The organism is Salinithrix halophila (genome assembly GCF_042650125.1).
Classification (GTDB): domain Bacteria; phylum Bacillota; class Bacilli; order Thermoactinomycetales; family DSM-45169; genus Salinithrix; species Salinithrix halophila.
This window is the reverse complement of the sequence record NZ_JBHSAP010000018.1, coordinates 455,649-472,242: the sequence shown is the minus strand read 5'-3', so window position 1 is coordinate 472,242 and position 16,594 is coordinate 455,649. Positions and strand designations below refer to the sequence as shown.

Annotated in this window: 16 protein-coding genes; 13 read left to right on the top strand and 3 right to left on the bottom strand. The window is 52.0% G+C overall.

The window, feature by feature from the left end; genetic code table 11:
* The first annotated feature begins 42 nt into the window (after positions 1-42).
* From ACFOUO_RS15390 to ACFOUO_RS15365, 6 genes are all read left to right on the top strand, one after another.
* Complete coding sequence (locus ACFOUO_RS15390; protein WP_380706029.1) at positions 43-693, top strand: class I SAM-dependent methyltransferase; 651 nt, start codon at positions 43-45, stop codon at positions 691-693.
* Between the two features lie 145 nt (positions 694-838).
* A complete protein-coding gene (locus ACFOUO_RS15385) occupies positions 839-1,741 on the top strand; it encodes a DMT family transporter (protein WP_380706028.1) in 903 nt (300 codons plus the stop codon).
* A gap of 347 nt (positions 1,742-2,088) precedes the next feature.
* A complete protein-coding gene (gene steA / locus ACFOUO_RS15380) occupies positions 2,089-3,249 on the top strand; it encodes a putative cytokinetic ring protein SteA (RefSeq protein WP_380706027.1) in 1,161 nt (386 codons plus the stop codon).
* 11 nt (positions 3,250-3,260) lie between these two features.
* Positions 3,261-3,947 (top strand): copper transporter, encoded by a 687-nt coding sequence (locus tag ACFOUO_RS15375; RefSeq protein ID WP_380706026.1) that lies wholly within the window; start codon positions 3,261-3,263, stop codon positions 3,945-3,947.
* Positions 3,904-4,587, top strand: a complete 684-nt coding sequence (locus ACFOUO_RS15370; RefSeq protein ID WP_380706025.1) for a glycosyltransferase family 2 protein — start codon at positions 3,904-3,906, stop codon at positions 4,585-4,587. The genes ACFOUO_RS15375 and ACFOUO_RS15370 overlap by 44 nt, the downstream gene beginning before the upstream one ends.
* Complete coding sequence (locus tag ACFOUO_RS15365) at positions 4,584-5,429, top strand: hypothetical protein (protein ID WP_380706024.1); 846 nt, start codon at positions 4,584-4,586, stop codon at positions 5,427-5,429. Before ACFOUO_RS15370 ends, ACFOUO_RS15365 begins: the two co-directional genes overlap by 4 nt.
* 225 nt (positions 5,430-5,654) lie before the next feature.
* Here the strand turns inward: ACFOUO_RS15365 and ACFOUO_RS15360 are convergent, their stop codons facing one another.
* Positions 5,655-6,764, bottom strand: coding sequence for a M24 family metallopeptidase (locus tag ACFOUO_RS15360; protein WP_380706023.1), 1,110 nt, complete (start codon positions 6,762-6,764; stop codon positions 5,655-5,657).
* 113 nt (positions 6,765-6,877) lie between these two features.
* Between ACFOUO_RS15360 and ACFOUO_RS15355 the strand changes: the two genes are divergently transcribed.
* Positions 6,878-7,057, top strand: coding sequence for an H-type small acid-soluble spore protein (locus ACFOUO_RS15355; protein ID WP_380706022.1), 180 nt, complete (start codon positions 6,878-6,880; stop codon positions 7,055-7,057).
* 65 nt (positions 7,058-7,122) lie between these two features.
* Here ACFOUO_RS15355 and ACFOUO_RS15350 read toward each other — a convergent pair whose 3' ends face one another.
* Both ACFOUO_RS15350 and ACFOUO_RS15345 read right to left on the bottom strand, forming a co-directional pair.
* Positions 7,123-8,118 carry a superoxide dismutase gene (locus ACFOUO_RS15350; RefSeq protein WP_380706021.1) on the bottom strand — a complete coding sequence of 332 codons (996 nt, stop codon included), beginning with the start codon at positions 8,116-8,118 and terminating at the stop codon, positions 7,123-7,125.
* Between the two features lie 98 nt (positions 8,119-8,216).
* The gene (locus ACFOUO_RS15345; protein WP_380706020.1) at positions 8,217-8,516 is read right to left on the bottom strand and encodes a DUF2627 family protein; all 300 of its coding nucleotides are present in this window, start codon (positions 8,514-8,516) and stop codon (positions 8,217-8,219) included.
* A gap of 125 nt (positions 8,517-8,641) precedes the next feature.
* On the opposite strand from ACFOUO_RS15345, the gene ACFOUO_RS15340 reads away from it, so the two are divergent.
* The 6 genes from ACFOUO_RS15340 to ACFOUO_RS15315 all read left to right on the top strand — a co-directional run bounded on the left by ACFOUO_RS15340 (position 8,642) and on the right by ACFOUO_RS15315 (position 16,586).
* Positions 8,642-10,729, top strand: a complete 2,088-nt coding sequence (locus ACFOUO_RS15340; protein ID WP_380706266.1) for a sigma 54-interacting transcriptional regulator — start codon at positions 8,642-8,644, stop codon at positions 10,727-10,729.
* Between the two features lie 222 nt (positions 10,730-10,951).
* Positions 10,952-11,872 carry a phosphate butyryltransferase gene (yqiS, locus tag ACFOUO_RS15335; protein WP_380706019.1) on the top strand — a complete coding sequence of 307 codons (921 nt, stop codon included), beginning with the start codon at positions 10,952-10,954 and terminating at the stop codon, positions 11,870-11,872.
* A 17-nt stretch (positions 11,873-11,889) separates the two neighbouring features.
* Positions 11,890-12,990: a Glu/Leu/Phe/Val family dehydrogenase gene (locus tag ACFOUO_RS15330; RefSeq protein ID WP_380706018.1), complete on the top strand. Its 1,101-nt coding sequence runs from the start codon at positions 11,890-11,892 to the stop codon at positions 12,988-12,990.
* Between the two features lie 17 nt (positions 12,991-13,007).
* Positions 13,008-14,111: a butyrate kinase gene (gene buk / locus ACFOUO_RS15325; RefSeq protein WP_380706017.1), complete on the top strand. Its 1,104-nt coding sequence runs from the start codon at positions 13,008-13,010 to the stop codon at positions 14,109-14,111.
* Between the two features lie 5 nt (positions 14,112-14,116).
* Positions 14,117-15,544: a dihydrolipoyl dehydrogenase gene (gene lpdA, locus ACFOUO_RS15320; RefSeq protein ID WP_380706016.1), complete on the top strand. Its 1,428-nt coding sequence runs from the start codon at positions 14,117-14,119 to the stop codon at positions 15,542-15,544.
* A gap of 49 nt (positions 15,545-15,593) precedes the next feature.
* Positions 15,594-16,586 (top strand): thiamine pyrophosphate-dependent dehydrogenase E1 component subunit alpha, encoded by a 993-nt coding sequence (locus tag ACFOUO_RS15315; protein WP_380706015.1) that lies wholly within the window; start codon positions 15,594-15,596, stop codon positions 16,584-16,586.
* Positions 16,587-16,594: the final 8 nt, after the last annotated feature.

Here is a 16,594-nt window from a genome sequence, read left to right as displayed (position 1 = left end):
TTTATTGCCGTGAGCTAATACGGTAAAAAGGCGGGATTTTTTATGACCGAATTTGAGTTTCAGATCGATAACTTCATGTTTCAGCTCAAAGGTAGAGTACTTGATATTGGAACGGCTACAGGCCGATACCCGATTTATTTCGCACAGAAAGGGTGTAATGTTACAGGGATTGATATATCGGATGATGCGTTGCATATTGCCCAAAGAAATTTAATGCAAAATGGCTTAGAAGATAAAGTCCATCTCTTAAAAATGAATGCTTTATCACTTAACTTTCCGGAACATTCTTTTGACATCATCACTTGTATGATGGGTACCTTTAGCCATTTTTCCAATGAAGAAAAGAATAATTTATTGTTTCAAATTTGGCAGGTACTACGCCCCAATGGAATTGTCATTATATCTAGTTGGGACTCTGATTACCCGTTCACCAATTTTTTATCCTTTTACAACGAAACCGAACGTAAATTACTTAAACAAAACAGTTTACCTAGTCAACACTTATTAAAAATGATGGGTAAGTGGTTTTCGAATATCCAACAGCGAGCCGTTTGTTCTTTTTCCGATGAGCAATTGGAGCAATTATTAATGGATGATAAACTGGAGTTGTTAAGGGAGTTACATCAATTTATGCAAGTCCGATTCCCGGAAATACAAGGGCAACTTCATATTACATTTGGTAAAAAGATATAGTATAAATTGCTTTTAGGAGGTGAGCTCTATGGCTTTACGGGGTGTTCTGCCTCCTCCTTCTTTCCTGCTATCCGTTTAGAGGCGGGATTAGAGGTGGGTAACTAACTCGATCCCGCCCCATATTAAAATTTGGGAGGGGATCGGATTGCGTTCGGGATTGCCTTTGGTTTGTATGGCTGCAATGATGTGGGGAACCGCCGGAATAACAGGGAAATGGCTGAGTGTCCACCATCAGTTGGACCCGCTCTCAATTGGAGCATGGCGCCTTCTCCTTGGAGTTCCATTGATGATTATAGCAGCCTGGATCGAAAGAAAACGTAATGGAAAAGTTAAACCTCTACACCCATCACATCAAAAACTCCTTCTTCTTTTCGGCATAGGAATTGCAGGCTACCAAATCTGTTATTTTTCAGCAGTGGATCGTACGATGGTATCCACAGCAACTTTAATCACCATTTGTTTGGCTCCTGTGTTAGTAGCTTTGTGTTCCCGCTGGTTCCTTCGTGAACCCTGGGGTAGAAAAACGGGTATGGCATTAGTTCTGGGAATTACGGGTACAGCCCTGTTAATTGGGGTTGACAGCCTAAGGGGTTTATCTAATACGCATTTCTTATTCGGAAATGCATTAGCTTTTGTAGCCGCCTTCTGTTATGGTGGATACACATTAGTCGGAAAAAAACTCCTTTCTGGAGTAGAACCGTTTCGCATTATAGCTTGGGCTTTTACCTTAGGCGCTCTATTCATGCTCCCCTTTATCACATTACCAGGCTTTAGCCTAGAAGTTTGGAGTGCGTTACTGTTTCTGGGTTGGATACCAACTGCGCTTGCCTATGTCGTTTATATTTTGGGATTGGAACGGACAATGGCCACACATGCATCTGTAGCGGCACTTTTGGAGCCGTTAACCGCAACTGTTTTAGCAGTAACCTTGTTTGGTGAGCAATTACATTCTTTTGGATGGGTTGGTGTTACGGTACTACTTGCTTCGATGCTTCTCTTATCTACCTCAACCAACAAAAAAGTCGAAGCAACAAATTTGGAACAATAGTTTCAGAATGTATCAAATCTATATGAATAACATATAAAAGAGTCGGTATTTATATAAATACCGACTCTTTTATGTACCTATCCGGTATTTTTAAACAAATAAAGACGAAACAAGCCCGGTAGAAGGTAAAACAGATTTGCCCTGTTCTTTTTCACCCTATAGCACTGATTGAACATAAAGTGGGATAATCATTCACGAATCTACCTATCCCGTATTTATTGCCGTTGATCCGGCGATAAGGCGGGTTTTTTTGTTTGGGTAAAAAGGCAACCAATCTTCCGCCGCATGTCCTGCCAAAAAGAGATCCATACTAAAGGCAAATCCTCAGATTGAAAGGGAGAGAACTGATGCTTTCCGGCAGTTTTTTCGGCAGGGAAAAAACCTGCCGGGGCAAGGCAGTGATTGATCGACGAACCAAACGGCTTCTCAGTCGAATCCTTCCTGGTGAGATCGCCGTGATCAACCATCGGGATCTGGATGAAGTAGCGGCGGAAGGGTTGGTTCGTAAACGGGTAAAAGCAGTGATTAACGCCTCTCCTACCCTTAGCGGTGAGTACCCAGCAGCAGGGGCTACCCGTCTGGTGGAAGCGGGCATCCCCATTTTGGACCGGGTGGGAGAAAAAGTGTTGAAGGAGTTGCGGGAAGGGGAACCCATCGAGTTAAAAGGTGAATCTCTGTTGAGGATGAAAGATGGCTGTTGGGAAGAGATGGCCAAGGGGGAATTGCTGGATGCCATTCGGTTGGAAGAGCAGCTTTCCCGGGCTAGGGATCGTCTGGAAGAGAGGTTAAAGCCCTTTATCCGAAATACCCTCCGTTATGCGGGACAAGAAGAGTCCTTTGTTACAACCCGACTGGATGTGCCTACTTTGCGCGTTCCCCTTCGCGGAAAGGATGTGGTTGTGGTAGTGAGGGGGGCCGGTTATCGGGAAGATCTGACAGCGATCCGTTCGTATATCCGAGAGGTTGATCCCGTCCTCATTGGTGTGGATGGAGGAGCAGATGCTTTGTTAGAAAGGGGATGGACACCGGATTTGATCGTGGGAGATATGGATTCCGTTTCCGATCAAGCCCTCCTCTCCGGAGCGGAGATTATCGTTCACGCCTATCCAGACGGTCATTCACCAGGCCAGAAAAGGGTGGAATCTCTAGGGTTAGCTCCTCACGTCCTGCCAGCAGCCGGGACCAGCGAAGACCTCGCCATGCTAATGGCTTTTGAGGAAGGAGCGGAGCTGATCGTGGCCGTAGGAAGTCACTCCCATATGATCGATTTTCTCGAGAAGGGGAGGAAGGGGATGGCCAGCACGATCCTGGTCCGCATGAAAGTGGGTACCCGGTTGGTGGATGCGAAAGGGGTCAGCCGCTTATACCAGAAAGACGTGCGGGCGAGAGAAATTGCCTGGTTAGGTGCAGCCGCTCTTTTTCCATTGGTCTCCTTTGCTTTGGTCAATCCCAAATTCCTTCATCTGTTCCGCCTTTTTTGGCTTTATTTACGAATCCTGTTTCCCTAGGTGTGATGACTTTGTTTTCGAAACGCTATCATCTCTTTACCCTCACCGCAGTTTTTCTCGCGCTGGGAACCGGGATACTCCTGGGAGGAACCCATGGTGGGGAATGGCTGAAAAAGCAACAACAGGTCCTGATACAGCGCTTGGAGGTTCGTTATATGGAAGCGCTCAAAGAAAATCGACTGTTGTTGGGTCGTGTTAAGGAACGGGAACGAGAAATGAAATCCCGCAACCAAGAGCATCGAAGAATGTTCCAAACGGCTCTCCACGACGAACTGAAGGGGCAAGTGGTTTTACTGGTCGGTGGTAATGGAGAAGAACGGGAGCGGCTTAGCCGGGCGATTCGGTGGGCGGGCGGGATTCCGGATTATGGGCAAAAAGGATCGAATCCGGTTTTATATGATCGGTATGATGCAGTGGTTTGTCTGCAGCCCCGGATCCGCCGGTATCAAAGTGTTTTGCACCGGGACATTCGCCTTGCATACTCCGGTCCTCTCATCCTACAGAGCCGTTTCCATAGCCGGACAGCTTTTCAGGAAGAGGAACCCTTTATCTATACCTTCCACGGATCGGTTCGGCGAGAGGATTCCCTGGAGGCCTACCAAGCGGTCAAGTTAATCCGACATGCTCTGAACCGCAGAAATGAGGGATGGATGGATGGAAAAAGAGCCGATCATCTCGGCGATCATTCCGGCTTATAACGAAGAAGAGCGCATCGAAACCACCCTTCGCGCCGTTCGACGTATCCCGTTAGTGGATGAGATCATCGTCGTTGACGATGGAAGCCGTGATGCGACTGAACAGTTGGCACGTCGGCACGCCGACTATGTCATACGCTTGCCGAAAAACAGAGGGAAGGGGCAAGCACTCGCGGAAGGAATCCGCTATGCAGCCGGTGATGTATATCTGTTCCTTGATGCGGATTTAGAGAGGCATGCAAAGCTGTGCGGCTCGCTTCTATCTCCCGTTCTCGCCGGAGAGGCGGATATGACGATTGCTCGTTTTCCCCCTGCTCGAAAAAAAGGAGGGTTTGGCCTCGTAAAAGGGTTGGCCCGGTCGGGGGTACGCCGATTGACGGGAACCACCCTCCAGGCAACGTTGTCTGGGCAACGGGCCGTGAAGAGGGAAGTGATGCAATCCATCTCCATTCTCCCCTCCGGGTTCGGGATTGAATTGGGTTTAACGGTTTCTGCTCTCCGGTTCGGATATTGCGTGAAAGAGGTTCCTCTTCCAATGAGCCACCGGGAAACAGGGCGGGATTGGAATGGTTTTTTACATCGAGGGAGGCAGTTCCTCCAAATTCTCCGCACCCTGATTAAGTTGTGGAGGCAACCGGTATGACCGGAATCTGGAGCTTGCTCCTGCTTTTTCTGTCCTATATAGCGGGCCGGGCGGCTATTCCGGCGGGTCGGGAGTTTCTCTTCACTCACGGTGTTCATGCCCCCAACTATCGAGGGGAACGGATTCCAACCAGTTTCGGTGGCTATCTGGTGCTTTTGTTGACGGGTCTTTCCCTCCTTAATTTTGCTGTTATCCGTTTTCTGCCTCTCTTTTCCCAGTCTTTGTTATTGGCATCCCTGTTTGCTTCGGTCGGGGTAGCTTTTTTGGGATGGTTGGATGATACCCTCGGTTCCCACCAGGATCGGGGGTTTCGTGGCCATTTCAGGTCTATGCTGAGGGAAGGGCGTTTGACCACGGGGGTTCTCAAGGCGGCGGGCGGCGGAATCACTGCCGCTGTTGCCGCTGTTGTTACGGCGGGAAGCGGGATGGAATGGGTGATCCACACGTTGTTCATCGCCTTGATGACCAATTGGCTTAACCTTTTAGATTTACGTCCGGGTCGTTGCTTAAAATTTTATTTAGCAGGAGGGATTCTCCTCTATATCGTTGGTTTTTTTGCTCCCAACACTCCTGTGTTCGTTCCGTTGTTGGGACTGGCTGCCGCTATCTTCCGGCTGGATTTGGCTGGACGTCTGATGCTGGGAGACAGCGGGGCCAACCTCCTGGGGCTCCAATTGGGGATGTGGGCCGCGGTGGTGCTCCCTTTCTGGTTGACGGGTGTGCTGACGATTCTGCTTGGGATCGGTCATTATTTATCGGAGACGGTTTCCCTCACTCGCATCATCGAGTCCAACCGCTGGCTTTCTTATCTCGACGGGTTAGGCCGAAGGGGAGTTAAATAAAAAAATCCCGAAACGATTACGTTCGGGCGAGACTGCTGCATTCATCCGTGCGATAAAGGTGGCGGAGCGCCTGTTGACACCGCCTACCCGGCGGGATATCCAGAGGAAACAGAGCGGACAACCCCACATCTGCGGGAGGAACTGGCGCGAAGTGGAAATCTGGGTATACGCTCCACGCCAGGTTTGTCCATACCAGCTCCCGAATGATCACGTTCGGGGATTCCTTTAACGAATGACTTGTAATTCTTTTGGATAGCGGGTTAAGGTACGGCTTCCCTCTCGCGTAATCAAGACGTCGTCTTCGATACGGACTCCCCCAAAGTCCGGTATGTAAGCACCGGGTTCGATGGTGAAAACCATCCCTTCTTTCAGGGTTTGGTTGTTGTTGCCGTGTATGGAGGGAAATTCATGGGGGTCGATGCCCAGGCCGTGGCCGACGCGGTGGGTGAAGTAATCCCCATACCCTTCGTCTGTAATCACTTGTCGAGCGGCGACATCGAGGTCACCGATACGGGTGCCGGGCCGGGAAAGGGAAAGGGCGGCTTCCTGACCCTTCAGGACGGTCTCGTACAGGCGGGTTTGTTCTTCTGAGACCGAACGGAAAGCGAAGGTGCGGGTGATATCAGAACAGTATCCTTCATGAATCACTCCGAGGTCGAAGAGGACCAGATCCCCCGGTGCCAGTTCGCGCAAACCTGGTGTCCCGTGGGGAAACCCTGTATTTTCCCCGAAAAGAACCGTAGTGTTAAAAGCCATTCCCTCTGCCCCGCGTTTTTTCATCTCGAAGTCGATAAGAGCGGCTGTTTCCCGTTCGATGCATCCTTCGGTAAGGGAATTCAGTCCGATTTCCACAGCTAAGTCCGCCAGGCGGGCTGCCTCCTCCATCTTTCTAATTTCCCGTTCGTCTTTGATTGCACGGAAGTTGTGTAAAGGTTCCTCCAAGGAAAAAAATTTTGCTTGTGGTAACAATTGAGTCAAAGCTTCAGCCCGGGCGATGGAAAGGCTTTCTTTTTCGACGGCGATCCGGGTTGCCTGCCGATCTCCCCGTGCTTCGATGGCTTTGCCGATTCGCTCCCAAGGATTCTCCACATCGGAGTAGGCTATTATTTCCTGGTCCCAGCCCGATTGTCGTGCCCGATCCTCCTCTAATGCCGGACAAATAAGAAAAGGCTCCGCCCCGGGGAAGAGGAATAGCCCAAGTAAGCGTTCATAGGGCTCACAGTGGAAGGAAGTGAGGTAAAAAATTTGGGAGGGGGAGGTGATCAAGGCTCCATCCATCCTTTCCTCTTTCAACCAGTCGGAAACATGGGTCAAACGGGTGTACGTCAATGTCATGTCGCCACATCCTTATCCTGGGGAGTGTACTTCCACTTTATCACTTGCCTGGGAAGAGGAGAAGCATTTCCGGCGGGTAAAGAGGAAAGGATGAGAAAAAGGAGGTGAGTACGATGGATATATTGAGGGCACGTCAGATTCTAGAATCTCCCGAAAAAGTGGAAGTTCACTATCGAGAAGTACCTATTTGGATCCAGAATGTCAATGATGAAACGGAGACAGCACGGATCTATACCGACGACGAACCGGATCGGGAACTGGTCGTTTCGGTTCAAGAATTACACGAACGTTGAAAAAATCCTTTTTTAAAAAATATAGAAAGAACTTTTTTGGCCGCATCGAGAGGATGCGGCCAAACTTAATAAGGTTTCCAGGCTACTTTGCGGGCTTCTTGGAATCGGCGGCTGACTTCCGGCCAGTTGACGACGTTCCACCAGGCTTGGATATATTTTTTTCTTTTATTTGGATATTTCAGATAATAAGCGTGCTCCCAGACATCCAGCGGGAGAAGAGGAATCACGTCCCACTGGGAGAGATTTTGATGCTTTTCCGCCTGCAAAATTTCCAGGTGATGGGCACGAGGTGCCCACACCAGGATCGCCCAGCCTCCGCCTTCCACTTTCTCTGCGGCGGCGGAGAAATGTTTTTTAAAGGCGTCAAACCCGCCGAAATCCCGTTGGATTTGGCTGGCCAACTTTCCTGTCGGTTTACCGCCGCCTTGAGGACTCATGGTTTCCCAAAAGAGGGTGTGGAGATAGTGGCCGGCACCGTTAAAGGCGGCTTCCCGTTCCCAGTGCTTAATGAGGTCAAAGTCCCCGGTTCGTCTAGCCCGGGCCATCATACGTTCCGCCTTGTTCAGGCCTTCTACATAACTTTTGTGATGCTCATCGTGATGGAGACGCATCGTCTTCGCATCGATGTGGGGTTCTAGTGCATCGTAGGGATAGGGGAGCGGGGGAAGGGTGTGTTTTCCGATGGGGACAGGACGGAGGGGAGGATAGACGTTCCCTTCCTGGGACTGCCCTCCTTCTCCAGCGGTTTCTCCAGTATCGGGTTCTTCTCCGTTGAGAGCGGCCGATGTGACGAGGGAGGTTTCTTCTAGCCACTCTTCCAGTTGATAACGGATTTTTTGTGCTTGTTGGATTAAGTGGGATAGAAAATGAGGCTGCATAACAGAAGCTTCCTTTTCTAGACGCCGCAAGTGGCGAGAGAGACTTCGCCCTTGTTTTAGGACGGTTTCAGAGGCCGATTTCTTGTCTGTGAGGATGTCATCAATCCGTTTGCGTCCATGCTGCGCAAAGTGTCGGATGTCCCATCGGACCTGCTCGCCGTTAGGGTCAAAATAGGAAATCATGGTGGGGCCCTCCATGGAATGTTTTTTCCTCTTAGTATACGATTCCATAGGCAGGTCCTGTGCCTCTGAAAAACCCGACCATCCTTCGGTCGGGTCTGTTATGGGGAATCCCCGTCTGTATTCTGATGAGAGGGTTGAGCCTTAGACATCCTTTTTTTCCGCCGGGGGCGGAGCATCGGCTGTACCTGATCTTTTTTCAGATCCCTGTAGAAAAGGAACCCTCCGATAAAGAAAAGCCCGCCCAGGAAAAGAATCAGACCGCCTAGAAAGGGAAGCCAAGCAAAGCCGTCCCCCGCGAAGGCTTGGAAGATTACATTTTTCATCAGATTCCATCCGTAAACCCCCGCCGCACCTGGGATACAAATGAGGACTATGGCCATCATACGCTGATAGATCATAAAATTCGCCCGCCTTTCCAATTTCCATGGTACCTTATTTTTCTGTGGGTTGCCATGGGTTGCTTGGCCCCGAAGCCGGACCGTTGTGTTAGAATGATACCGGAGAATGGAAACGGGGGGCGGCTATCATGCGGTTCTTGATCGTCGGCGGCGGTAAGGGAGGAACGGCCCTTTTGGGTACGCTTCTGGAGCTGGATCGTGTCCGGGTGACCGGCGTGGTGGACATCGATAACCATGCCCCTGCGCTGGTAGAGGCCCGCCGTCGTGGGATCCCCACGGGCGACGACCCGGCTCCCTTTATGGAGGAAGACCTCGATGTCATTTTAGAGGTTACCGGGGAAAACGCCGTTTACAACCGCCTTTGCCGCATGACCGAAAAATCGGGAACCCTGGTAGTTTCAGGGGAAGTGGCCAACCTGATGATGCATTTGATCGAGGAGAAAGAACAATGGTTTGAAGCATGGCGGTTACGGCAACTGGAACTAGATGCAATTGTCAATTCCACTCATGATGGGATGATTGCCGTCAACGCATCGGGAGAAATCACCCTGTACAACCGGGCTGCAGAGCGGTTGACCGGGGTCAAGCACAAGCGAGTGCTGGGGCATAAGATCACCCAGACCATCCCCAATACCGGCTTAGACCGGGTACTGGATACGGGTAAAGCGGAATTGAACCGACCACTCACTCTGCCCAACGGAAAGAAGATTATCACCAACCGGGAACCCGTGACAGACCGAAAGGGTAGAGTGATTGGCGCTGTCGCTGTTTTTCGGGATATCACCGAAGTTCTTTCCCTTACCCAGCAAGTGACCGACCTGAAGGGTATGAAAAGCCAACTTCAGGCGATCATCGATTCCTCCGACGATGCGATCTCTGTCGTCGATGCCGAAGGCCGGGGGGTGCTGATTAACCCGGCTTATACCCGTTTAACAGGACTCTCCCCTGAAGAGGTGATCGGCAAGCCTGCGGATACCGACATCTCCGAGGGAGAAAGCATGCATATGCAGGTGCTGAAGACGAGGGAGCCGGTACGCGGTGTTCCAATGAAGTTGGGGCCTCACCGTCGGGATGTGGTGGTCAACGTGGCCCCGATTATCGTGGAAGGGGAACTGAAAGGCAGTGTGGGCATCGTCCACGACATGTCAGAGATCAAAGGGCTCACTCAGGAACTGGATCGAGCTCGCCGGATTATCCGTACCTTGGAAGCGAAATACACCTTTGAGGATATCATCGGGGACAGCGGGGAGATGCGGGATGCGCTGGAGAACGCCCAAAAGGCAGCCCGTACCCGGGCCACGGTCCTCTTGCGTGGAGAGTCAGGGACGGGCAAGGAGCTTTTTGCCCATGCCATCCACAACGATTCGGGCCGCAAATATCACCAGTTTGTTCGTGTCAATTGTGCTTCCATCCCGGAATCCCTGCTAGAGAGCGAACTCTTTGGCTATGAGGAAGGGGCCTTCACCGGCGCACGACGTGGAGGGAAAAAAGGATTTTTTGAGGAGGCGGACGGGGGAACCATTTTCCTGGACGAAATCGGAGAGCTTTCTCCTTCCACCCAGGCTAAACTCCTTCGCGTGCTTCAGGAAAAAGAAGTGGTCCGGGTTGGCGGTACCAAATCTATCCCTGTCGATGTCCGGGTAATCGCTGCTACCAACCTGGATCTGGAGAAAGCCATCGGAGAAAAGCGGTTTCGGGAGGATCTTTACTACCGGCTCAATGTCTTGCCTATCCACATTCCACCTCTCCGGAGGAGGAAGGGGGATCTCGGGGCACTGGCCCACCACTTGATCAAGAAGTTTAACCAGGAATACGGGCGCAACGTGGCAGAAGTACATCCGGCTGCGATTGAGGCTCTTTCCTCCTATGTCTGGCCGGGGAATGTCCGGGAGCTGGAAAATGTTCTGGGCCGGGCGATGATTCATATGCATTTGCATACCCGAGTGCTGGAAAAGGAGCATCTTCTTTCCCTGGAACCTTCATACCCTGTGAACCATTCTCCCCCTGAGGCAGCCGGGGATGGAGAGAAAGACGGCCGCCTGTCCGATGTGGTATCCCACGCGGAGGAAGCACACATCCGACGGGTTTTTGAAACCTGTGGCCGAAACAAAACGGAGACGGCCCGGCGCCTCGGGATATCTGTTCGCAATCTTTATTACAAGTTGGATAAATACCGAATTGAGCCCGACTCCTCGTCCGGGCAACATCGGTGATCCCTGCAAAATTTTGCAGGAAAGATTCGTCACAGACCCTGCAAATTTTTGCAGAGAATATGTACTGGGAATCGGCCCCCATAGAAGCAATATCGAGCTTTCCCTTTAATTTTTCCTTGGCATAGAACTTGCTCGTTTTGTATGGGGACCGACCATTTCGAAAAAAATAATCTTCGACATGATATGAGAACGAACGCAGTTCGGTCGGAATGAGGGGTAATAATGGAAACAATACGCAATTTTGAACAAGTTATTCGTAAAGCAGAGTCTTTGGAAGCCGTAACGGTTGCCGTCGCAGCAGCAGACGATCGTGAGGTGCTGGAGGCGGTCTTCGATGCCAAGAAGCGGGGAATCGCCCAGTTTCGTCTGTACGGAAGCCGGAGCCATATTGAAGGCGTCAGCCGGGAGATTGGTTTGCAATTAGACCAGGGAGAGATCTTTCACCAGCCTGATCCGATGAAAGCGTGTACCGATGCAGTGCGCGCCGTCCGGGAAGGAGATGCCGACGTTGTCATGAAAGGCATGGTCCATTCTTCGGATTTTTTACGTGCGATCCTCAATAAGGAATCGGGCTTACGGGGGAAAAAAGTACTCAGTCATGTGGCAACTTTTGAGGTACCGGGTTACAACCGCCTGATCCATGTGACCGATCCCGCTCTCAACCTTGCCCCAGAGCTGAAAGAAAAGGCCCAAATCGTCCAAAACGTGATCGATCTCTGCCACTCTCTTGGAGAAGAAGAGCCGAAAATCGCTGTTTTGGGCGCTGTCGAAGTCGTAAATCCCGGAATGCAGCCCACTCTCGATGCAGCCGCTTTGACACAGATGTGCCGGCGGAAGCAGATCAAAGGGGCTCAGATTGACGGGCCTTTCGCTCTTGACAACGCCGTTTCCGTGGAAGCGGCAGAACACAAGGGAATCGACAGTCCGGTAGCAGGTCGGGCGGATGTGCTGTTGGTTCCAGACATTGAAGCGGGCAATATTCTGTACAAGTCGATGGTCTACTTCGCTAAAGCCCGGATCGGCGCCCTCGTGCTCGGTGCTTCAGCACCGGTGGTGCTTACTTCCCGCGCCGACTCCCATGAGGCGAAGCTGCACTCCATCGCGCTAGCGGTCCTGCAAGCGGACCACCTAAAGCGTCAATAACGAGGAGGAGTTTGGCCATGAAGCTGTTTGACTACCTGAGCAAGTATGATTACGAGCAGCTGGTCTTCTGTCAGGATGAACAATCGGGTCTAAAGGCGATCATAGCGATCCATGATACCACCTTGGGCCCTGCCCTCGGGGGGACTCGGATGTGGACCTATGCGTCGGAAGAGGATGCGATCATTGACGCCCTTCGTTTAGCTCGTGGCATGACTTACAAGAATGCAGCGGCTGGCCTCAATTTGGGTGGAGGAAAGACCGTAATTATCGGAGACCCCCGGATGGATAAAAATGAAGCGATGTTCCGTGCTTTCGGCAGGTTTATTCAAGGTCTAAACGGGCGCTATATCACGGCGGAGGATGTAGGGACTACCGTGGAAGACATGGATTTGATCCATGAAGAGACCCGTTTCGTTACGGGCATCTCTCCGGCCTTCGGTTCCAGCGGAAATCCTTCCCCGGTCACAGCCTACGGCTGCTACATGGGTATGAAGGCGGCAGCCAAGGAGGCTTTCGGTGATGACTCCCTGAAAGAGCGGACGGTGGCTGTCCAGGGAGTGGGAAGTGTCGCGTATCACCTCTGTAAATATTTGCATGATGAGGGAGCGAAATTGATCGTTACTGATATCAATAGAGAAAATATGGAACGGGCTGTCCGTGATTTTGGGGCTGAGACGGTAGACCCAGACAAGATCTATGATGTGGACTGTGATATCTTTTCCCCCTGTGCCTTGGGCGCCATCATCAACGATGAGACAATCGATCGCCTCCGCTGTAGAGTGATTGCCGGTTCTGCCAATAACCAGCTCAAGGAAAACGAGCATGGCGATCTGCTTGAAGAAAAGGGGATCGTTTACGCCCCGGATTATGTGATCAACGCCGGTGGTGTGATCAACGTAGCCGATGAATTACTCGGCTACAACCCAGAACGGGCCATGAAACGGGTAGAGGGCATCTACGGCACGATTAGCCGTATCTTTGAAATCGCCAAACGGGACAACATTCCCAGCTACAAAGCGGCGGATCGGATGGCAGAGGAGCGGATCGCATCCCTCAGACATTCCCGTAGCTCCTTCCTTCAGAACGAGCGCAGCATTATCAATATGACGATTCGTTAAAGAACGGAGGGGAAAACGTGCCAGAACCGATTCGGGTGTTGGCGATTAACCCTGGTTCAACATCCACCAAGATCGGGGTTTTCGATAATGAAAAAGCCGTTCTGGAAGAAACAGTAAGACACGATGCCGAGGAACTGGACCGGTATCCGGATCTATTTGACCAATATCCCTTCCGTAAACAGATGATCCTCGACACGTTGAACCGGGCGGAAATCAATCTGACCCGACTCCGAGCCGTTGTCGGACGTGGTGGGTTACTGCGTCCGATTGCGGGTGGAACTTATACGGTCAACGATCAGATGATCAAGGATCTGAAGTCAGGACGCTTCGGTGAGCATGCCTCCAACCTCGGTGGGGTGCTCGCCTTCGAGATAGCGGACAAGCTGAATATTCCTTCTTTCATTGTCGATCCTGTGGTGGTGGATGAACTGGAGCCTGTCGCGCGAATATCCGGAGTACCGGAGATCGAACGGCGGAGCATTTTCCATGCCCTCAATCAAAAGGCGGTTGCCAGGAAGATCGCCTCCCGACTTGGAAAGTGCTATCATGAGGTGAACCTGGTGGTGGCCCATATGGGAGGCGGAATTACCGTTGGAGCCCACAAACGAGGCCGCGTCGTCGACGTGAACAACGGACTTCACGGGGAAGGGCCCTTTTCTCCGGAGCGAGCGGGAACTCTTCCTGTGGGAGATCTGGTGGCACTCAGTTATTCCGGGAAATTTTTCGCAAGCGAGATCATGAAGATGATCGTGGGCCGAGGAGGTCTTGTGGGCTACCTTGGGACCAATGATGCCCGACAAGTAGAGGAGCGGATTGAACGAGGCGATAAAGAAGCCCGGTTGGTATACAGCGCTATGGCTTATCAGGTATCCAAGGAAATTGGGGCTTACGCCACCGTTCTTCAAGGGAAAGTGGACGGGATCGTCCTAACTGGGGGGCTTGCCTACGGGGAACGATTCACCCGGGAAATCGCCGACCGGGTTTCCTGGATCGCCGAGGTGTTTACCATTCCCGGTGAGAATGAGTTGCAGGCCTTGGCGGAAGGTGCTCTCCGGGTGATCCGCGGAGAAGAAAAAGCGAAACGGTATCCCGATGGGGAGCCGGAAAAAGGGAGTGAATAAACCGGATGGCGGAGAATGTTGATCTGGTCGTGTTGGGTGCAGGTCCTGGCGGTTATGTCGCTGCAATTCGCGCGGCTCAAGCAGGGCTAAAGACAGCCGTCGTCGAGAAGGAGAAGGTGGGGGGCGTCTGCCTGCACAAGGGGTGCATCCCCTCCAAGTCACTCCTGAGAAGTGCAGAAGTCTATCATGAGATGAAAAACAGCGAGGATTTCGGAATCCGTGTCGGGGATATCCAACTGGATATCGATCTGGTTCAATCTCGTAAAAACAAGGTGAAACAACAGCTTCACCAGGGTGTTCGGCAATTGCTGAAGAAGAATGGAGTGGAAGTCTACGAAGGGATCGGTCGTATCTTGGGTCCGTCTATCTTTTCACCACAACCCGGTACCATCTCTGTCGAGAAGGCGGATGGTGGGGAGAACGTGATGTTGGTGCCCCAACAGGTGATCATCGCCACCGGTTCCCGACCCAGAAGCCTACCAGGGCTAGAGGTGGATGGAACGACGGTGATGTTTTCCGACCATGCTTTGGAAATGGAAAGCTTACCTCAGTCGATCGTGATCGTCGGCGGGGGAGTGATTGGCATTGAATGGGCTTCGATGTTGAATGATTTCGGCGTCGAGGTAACCTTGGTGGAATTCGCTGACCGGCTCCTGCCTTTTGAGGATCCAGACGTGAGCAAGGAGATGGCCCGCCTCCTGAAAAAGCGCAAGGTGAAGGTGATGACGGGGGCCAAAGTGTTGTCGGAGACGGTGAAAGCGATGGAAGGACGCGTAACCCTCCAGGTGGAAAGAGAAGGGGGGGTCACCGATCTGGAAGCAGAGCGGATGCTGGTCTCTGTCGGCCGCCAACCCAATACCGAAGATATCGGCCTGCAAAATACGTCGATTCAGCTGGAGAAAGGATTTATCCAGGTGAACGAATACATGCAGACGGAGGAGTCGCATATCTATGCGATTGGCGACGTCAACGGAGGTTATCAGCTAGCCCATGTTGCTTCGCACGAGGGGATATTGGCGGTGGAGCATATTCTGGGCAAAAACCCCAATCCCCTCGATCCGCAGATGGTGCCCCGCTGTACATATAGCCGACCAGAAATCGGAAGCATCGGGTTAACCGAGGAAGAGGCGTTAGCGAAAGGATACCAAGTAAAAACGGGGAAATTCCCCTTCCGGGCGGTAGGAAAGTCTCTCGTCTTCGGAGAAACCGACGGTTTTATTAAGTTGGTGACGGACGAAAAAACGGATGATATCCTTGGTGTCCACATGATTGGTCCCCATGCGACAGACCTCATCTCCGAAGCTGGCCTAGCGAAGGTGCTGGATGCCACCCCTTGGGAGATCAGCCAAGTGATCCACCCCCACCCTACTCTCTCGGAGGCTTTCGGGGAGGTAGCGATGGCGATGGAAGGGAAGCCGATTCATTCGGTGTAACTTCATGTCTTACGGAAGGATAAAGGAAAGGGATCGGAGGGATCCGTTTATGGGAGAATCTCGACATGAGGCCCTTGGCCTGACCGACGGACAAGTTTTAGACATGTATCGTTATATGCTTCTGGCCCGCAAAATTGACGAACGGATGTGGCTGTTAAACCGCGCAGGTAAGATTCCCTTTGTGATCTCCTGTCAAGGACAGGAGGCCATTCAGGTGGGAGCCGCCTTCGCTCTGAATCGGGAGAAAGACTGGCTTTGCCCCTATTACCGAGATCTTGGGATGGTTCTGGTTTTCGGGCAGACCCCACAGGACCAGATGTTGTCCGCTTTTGCCAAGGCGGAGGAGCCCAATAGCGGCGGTCGCCAAATGCCGGGCCACTATGGAGACCGGCGTTTCCGAATCATCTCCGGCTCCAGTCCGGTAACCACCCAGCTCCTACATGCCGTCGGCGTCGCTCTAGCGGCAAAGATGGAGAAGAAAGATATCGTCAGCCTGACTAGCTTCGGGGAGGGCTCCAGCAACCAGGGAGATTTCCACGAAGGCCTCAACTTTGCTGGTGTACACAAGTTGCCGGTCATCTTCCTGTGCGAAAACAACCAATATGCCATCTCCGTTCCCGTGGAGAAACAGCTTGCCGGAGGGAGCGTCTCTGCCCGTGCTCAAGGGTACGGGATGCCTGGGATCAAGGTTGACGGAAACGATCCGCTCAAGGTGTATGAAGCAGTAAAAGAGGCCGCCGACCGTGCTCGAAAAGGGGAGGGCCCCAGCTTAATCGAAGCCACTTCCTACCGTCTGGTCCCCCATTCGAGCGATGACGATGACCGGACATACCGTGAGGTTCAGGAAGTGGAAGAAGCCCGCAAGCTGGATTCTCTCGTCCAATTCAAAAAATACCTGGTGGAGGGCGGGATCCTTACGGAAGAAAAAGAAGAGGCTCTCAACCAGGAAATCATTGAAGCGGTGGATGAGGCGACGGAATACGCCGAACAGGCTCCTTATCCCGACCCGTCCGAGATTTACACTCACGTGTACGCGGAATAGGAGGAATG

Bases quoted from the DNA above. Each gene is read 5' to 3' on its own strand.
- ACFOUO_RS15390 (WP_380706029.1), top strand. From the start codon at position 43: ATGACCGAATTTGAGTTTCAGATCGATAACTTCATGTTTCAGCTCAAA.
- steA (WP_380706027.1), top strand. From the start codon at position 2,089: ATGCTTTCCGGCAGTTTTTTCGGCAGGGAAAAAACCTGCCGGGGCAAG.
- ACFOUO_RS15370 (WP_380706025.1), top strand. From the start codon at position 3,904: ATGGAAAAAGAGCCGATCATCTCGGCGATCATTCCGGCTTATAACGAA.
- ACFOUO_RS15365 (WP_380706024.1), top strand. From the start codon at position 4,584: ATGACCGGAATCTGGAGCTTGCTCCTGCTTTTTCTGTCCTATATAGCG.
- ACFOUO_RS15360 (WP_380706023.1), bottom strand. From the start codon at position 6,764: ATGACATTGACGTACACCCGTTTGACCCATGTTTCCGACTGGTTGAAA.
- ACFOUO_RS15355 (WP_380706022.1), top strand. From the start codon at position 6,878: ATGGATATATTGAGGGCACGTCAGATTCTAGAATCTCCCGAAAAAGTG.
- ACFOUO_RS15350 (WP_380706021.1), bottom strand. From the start codon at position 8,118: ATGATTTCCTATTTTGACCCTAACGGCGAGCAGGTCCGATGGGACATC.
- ACFOUO_RS15345 (WP_380706020.1), bottom strand. From the start codon at position 8,516: ATGATCTATCAGCGTATGATGGCCATAGTCCTCATTTGTATCCCAGGT.
- yqiS (WP_380706019.1), top strand. From the start codon at position 10,952: ATGGAAACAATACGCAATTTTGAACAAGTTATTCGTAAAGCAGAGTCT.
- ACFOUO_RS15330 (WP_380706018.1), top strand. From the start codon at position 11,890: ATGAAGCTGTTTGACTACCTGAGCAAGTATGATTACGAGCAGCTGGTC.
- lpdA (WP_380706016.1), top strand. From the start codon at position 14,117: ATGGCGGAGAATGTTGATCTGGTCGTGTTGGGTGCAGGTCCTGGCGGT.
- ACFOUO_RS15315 (WP_380706015.1), top strand. From the start codon at position 15,594: ATGGGAGAATCTCGACATGAGGCCCTTGGCCTGACCGACGGACAAGTT.